General features: G+C 60.4%; 4 protein-coding genes. All 4 read left to right on the top strand.

Annotated features, from left to right (window positions below; all coding sequences use genetic code 11):
- Positions 1-123: 123 nt before the first annotated feature.
- Positions 124-855, top strand: coding sequence for a cytochrome-c oxidase, cbb3-type subunit II (ccoO, locus tag EN750_RS29315; protein WP_126057789.1), 732 nt, complete (start codon positions 124-126; stop codon positions 853-855).
- Positions 856-866: 11 nt separating this feature from the next.
- Positions 867-1016, top strand: coding sequence for a cbb3-type cytochrome c oxidase subunit 3 (locus tag EN750_RS29320; RefSeq protein ID WP_024502864.1), 150 nt, complete (start codon positions 867-869; stop codon positions 1014-1016).
- A gap of 2 nt (positions 1017-1018) precedes the next feature.
- The gene (gene ccoP / locus EN750_RS29325; RefSeq protein WP_126057790.1) at positions 1019-1882 is read left to right on the top strand and encodes a cytochrome-c oxidase, cbb3-type subunit III; all 864 of its coding nucleotides are present in this window, start codon (positions 1019-1021) and stop codon (positions 1880-1882) included.
- Positions 1883-2048: 166 nt separating this feature from the next.
- On the top strand, positions 2049-2441 hold a 393-nt coding region (locus EN750_RS29330; RefSeq protein WP_145968017.1), incomplete at its 3' end, for a 4Fe-4S binding protein.

The following is a 2441-nucleotide window of genomic DNA, read 5'->3' on the forward strand; positions in this document are numbered from 1 at the left end:
GTACCTCTCCGGCGCGCTGATCATGGCCTGGAACATCACCAGGACCATCCTCGGCCACCAGCGCGAGGAGGAGCCGATGCCGAGCCCCGTCGCCATCCGACCTGCGCGATCAGGAGCCAGGTAATGGGCTTGATGGACAAACACGCAATCATCGAGAAGAACGCCACGCTTCTTCTCGTTGGCTCGCTGCTCGTGGTGACGGTCGGCGGCATCGTCGAGATCGCGCCTCTCTTCTATCTCGACAATACGATCGAGAAGGTGGAAGGCATGCGCCCCTATTCGCCGCTCGAACTTGTCGGGCGCAACATCTATATGCGCGAGGGCTGCTACCTCTGTCATAGCCAGATGATCAGGCCGTTCCGCGACGAAGTTGAGCGCTATGGCCACTACAGCCTAGCTGCCGAGTCCATGTACGATCACCCCTTCCAGTGGGGATCGAAGCGCACCGGGCCGGATCTCGCCAGAGTTGGCGACCGCTACTCGAATGCATGGCATGTCGCGCATCTTACCGACCCGCGCTCGGTGGTGCCGGAATCGATCATGCCGAGCTATGGGTTCCTGAAAGACACGCCGATCGACGTGAAGGATTTCTCAACGCATCTGGTCGCCAACAGGCTTGTAGCCGTCCCTTACACCGATGACATGATCGTCCACGCCAATGCGGATCTGGCGGCGCAGGCCGATCCCAATGCCGACACATCAGGCCTTGAGGCGCGTTACCCAAAAGCCAAGATCGGCGACTTCGACGGCAACCCGCAACAGGTCACCGAAATGGATGCCCTGCTCGCCTACCTGCAGATGCTTGGCACACTGGTCGACTTCAAAAATTACGACGAAGCCGCCGGCTACCGCTGAGGAGAACGCTGATGACCTACAATTTGATGCGGGCGTTTGCCGACAGCTGGGGCCTGGTTGCGATGGCGCTGTTCTTCGTGGGGTGCATCGCCTTTGCCCTACGCCCCGGCAGCCGAAGGCTGGCCGACGAAGCGGCCCGCATTCCGCTCGAGGACGAGTGATCATGAGCGACGAGCATATCGATGAAATCTCTGGCGTCTCGACCACCGGCCACGAATGGGATGGCATCCGGGAGCTGAACAACCCGCTTCCCAGATGGTGGGTTATCACCTTTTACGTCACCATTGTCTGGGCGATAGGCTACACCATCGCCTATCCAGCATGGCCTCTGTTGCACTCGGCGACGAAGGGTGTGCTCGGCTATTCCAGCCGCAACGAGGTCAGGAACGAGCTGACTGCGGCTGAGGCCGCCAAGGGCAAATATATCTCGGCGGTGGAGTCCAAGAGCGTCTCGGAGATCTCCGCGGACGACGGCCTGCGCGAATTCGCAATCGCCGCCGGTGGCGCCGCTTTCAAGGTCAATTGCGTACAATGTCACGGCTCCGGCGCCCAAGGTTCCAAGGGCTTTCCCAATCTCAACGACGACGACTGGCTATGGGGCGGCAAGGCCGAGCAGATCCAGCAGACGATTACGCACGGCATCCGCTTCGCATCCGATCCGGACACGCGCCTGTCGGAAATGCCGGCCTTCGGCGACATCATTACCGCCGACCAGATCGCACAAGTCAGCGCCTACGTGGCCAGCCTTTCCGGCAAGGTCCGCGATGCAAGTCTGATCCAACCCGGCGCCAAGGTCTTTGCCGAGAACTGCGTCGCCTGTCACGGCGACAATGCAAAAGGCAACAGGGAATTCGGCGCCCCCGACCTGACCGATGCGATCTGGCTCTATGGATCCGGTGAGACAGCCATCGCCGCACAGGTCCGTGCGCCAAAACAGGGCGTCATGCCGGCCTGGGTTGGCCGTCTCGGCGAGATCAAGGTCAAGGAACTTGCAGTTTATGTCCATTCGCTTGGCGGCGGAGAATAGGAATGGAAGTCCTATTCTTCGGTCCCCCCTGCCAAGCGGACGAGGCCCGGCGTGAGCCGGGCCTCGACACCATCCCTAATGCGATCTGCACAACCCGGCAAGGCTATCCTACCGCGAGGCTTTACGACAGGTGCCCCTGACATTGGCTGGGAAAGTGGAGTTGCACATGCGTGATAAGACGCAGTTGACACGGCTCGAAACAGAAACTGTCAATTCCGCCAAAACCCGCAAGCCGCTTTATGCCGCGCGTCAAAAGATCTTTCCGAAGCGCGCCTCGGGCAACTTTCGTCGCTTCAAATGGCTGGTGATGACGATCACACTTGGCATCTACTACCTGGCTGCGTGGCTGCCTTGGGCTCGCGGTCCATTTGCCCCGGACCAGGCAGTCCTGCTCGATCTCGCGAACCGGCGCTTCTACTTCTTCTTCATCGAGATATGGCCCCAGGAATTCTTCTATGTGGCCGGCCTCCTGGTCATGGCGGGCGTCGGTCTTTTCCTGATCACCTCGACTGTCGGCCGTGCCTGGTGCGGCTATGCATGCCCTCAGACGGTGTGGGTC

It is taken from the genome of Mesorhizobium sp. M7A.F.Ca.ET.027.03.2.1 (assembly GCF_003999175.1).
GTDB lineage: Bacteria > Pseudomonadota > Alphaproteobacteria > Rhizobiales > Rhizobiaceae > Mesorhizobium.

Bases quoted from the DNA above. Each gene is read 5' to 3' on its own strand.
- ccoP (WP_126057790.1), top strand. From the start codon at position 1,019: ATGAGCGACGAGCATATCGATGAAATCTCTGGCGTCTCGACCACCGGC.
- EN750_RS29320 (WP_024502864.1), top strand. From the start codon at position 867: ATGACCTACAATTTGATGCGGGCGTTTGCCGACAGCTGGGGCCTGGTT.
- ccoO (WP_126057789.1), top strand. From the start codon at position 124: ATGGGCTTGATGGACAAACACGCAATCATCGAGAAGAACGCCACGCTT.